This window comes from Dethiosulfatarculus sandiegensis, from assembly GCF_000931935.2.
In the GTDB taxonomy this organism is placed as follows: Bacteria; Desulfobacterota; Desulfarculia; order Desulfarculales; family Desulfarculaceae; genus Dethiosulfatarculus; species Dethiosulfatarculus sandiegensis.
This window is the reverse complement of the sequence record NZ_AZAC01000065.1, coordinates 1-1,566: the sequence shown is the minus strand read 5'-3', so window position 1 is coordinate 1,566 and position 1,566 is coordinate 1. Positions and strand designations below refer to the sequence as shown.

The window sequence follows — 1,566 nt, the reverse complement described above, 5'->3', positions numbered from 1 at the left end:
GTCGAGCCAGTCCTCCGGCACCTGCACACCCTCGCTCAGTCGGGCGAATAGTTCCAGAAGCAGATCAACTGAGTACTCCCGGCGTGCGTAGGACTCGGTCTCGCCGAACAACTGGAAGCTGTTGGCCACTATCCGCTCGGGTTTGTTCCGTGGTTCCCGAGACAGCAGCAGCAGCTCCTTCGCGCTCTCGAAGTCGATCTCGAGGCCGTCCATGCGGCTCGAAGTGATCGCGCTCTCAAGCCTAAGCTGAACGAGCGCCGCCGGATTGTCCCGAAGCCACAGCGCCATCGGGGAATGAGCCGTGCAGGATACGTCGACGAACGACAACGTCCTTCTGATCTTCAGTGTGGGATAGACCCAGTAGCTGAAGCCCGGTTGCACTTGCACTATCACATCTGCCAAAGGGCCGATGAGCGCCGTCAGGAATCGCCGAATTACGTGGACATCTACAGAGTCTGACAGTCTTGAGGAGAGCAGGCGCTCATCGGTGACAAGATCCTGCCCTGCCGACTGAAGCAACTTGGCCACGTTGGCACGCTCCAGCACCTCGGTAGCGGCCAGGACCTGCTCCTCGGTGAGGGGACCCGAGTCGAGACGCTTCTCTCCGCTCAAGTGAGCACCCTTCCTGTTCGGCGTTCTCCTGCTAGCAGTCTAGCAGCATCTGCTGATGAGTCTGGCGAATCCGCTTCTTGACGCAGCGTGGGGGAGGATGCTAGCTTGCTGAAGTATCGATAAGGCTAGAACCGTCTGTTAATAAGGCGAGATGCAGCAGACCGATACATGAACGAACGGTATCTCCCCTATCGGAAACTTCCACCGGCAGTGGAAGCGATGGGGTTCTCTCGACCAGCAGCCGGCATCAGTCGGCCGCAACCACAGGGGAAAGGGGTGTGCACATGGGCAGACGTGCCGTGGTCGGCACCGTCGCATCGCTGGCGTTCGTAGCCGGCATCGCGTTTGCGGTCCGCTCGGCTTCGGTCCAGGGCGCCGAGTTGCTCTTCGACTCGGCGACATGGCTCGTGTGGCTTTCGCCGTTCGCGGGAGTGCTCGCGGCGGGAGTCACGAAACGGAAAGACCCGGTGATCGAGGGGGAGCGAGTGCTGCGTCACGATGACGCGGCGATCCTTGAGCACTGGGCGCACGGGATCGGCACCGCGGTGCTCCTGGTCTCGGGCATAGCACTCGGCTTTCTGTTCGTGCCGTCGCTTCTCGGGGCCGGGGCGCCCGTGTGGGCGGCGATGAACGTGCATTTCGTGGCGGTAGTGGTGTTCTTGTTCGGCACCTTCTACTACGGGGCCAACACCGCCCTCGCGCTGAAGCGCTTCGCCGAGCACCTCCCCACGCGCGACGCCATCGACTACACCCGTCGCCACTACGGGTTGTTGCTCGGCTTCAAGAAGCTGACGTTCCCGCCTGAGCGCAAGTACTTCGAGAGCGAGAAGATGGCCTTCATCCTCGCGCTCGTCTCCACTGTGGTCATCATCGCAACCGGTCTGGTCAAAGTCGCGGCTCACGCGATCGACGTCCCCGGCTGGCTGCTCGCCGTGGCCACTCCGGCCCACGACA

1 protein-coding gene and 1 pseudogene are annotated in these 1,566 nt (G+C 62.1%); one reads left to right on the top strand and one right to left on the bottom strand.

Annotation, left to right across the window (positions count from 1 at the left end; translation table 11 throughout):
- Positions 1–612 (bottom strand): annotated as a pseudogene (locus X474_RS27445) (hypothetical protein); the annotation flags it as partial.
- A gap of 284 nt (positions 613–896) precedes the next feature.
- On the opposite strand from X474_RS27445, the gene X474_RS27440 reads away from it, so the two are divergent.
- Positions 897–1,566: cytochrome b/b6 domain-containing protein (locus X474_RS27440; RefSeq protein WP_052515528.1), on the top strand; the 670-nt coding region annotated here is incomplete at its 3' end.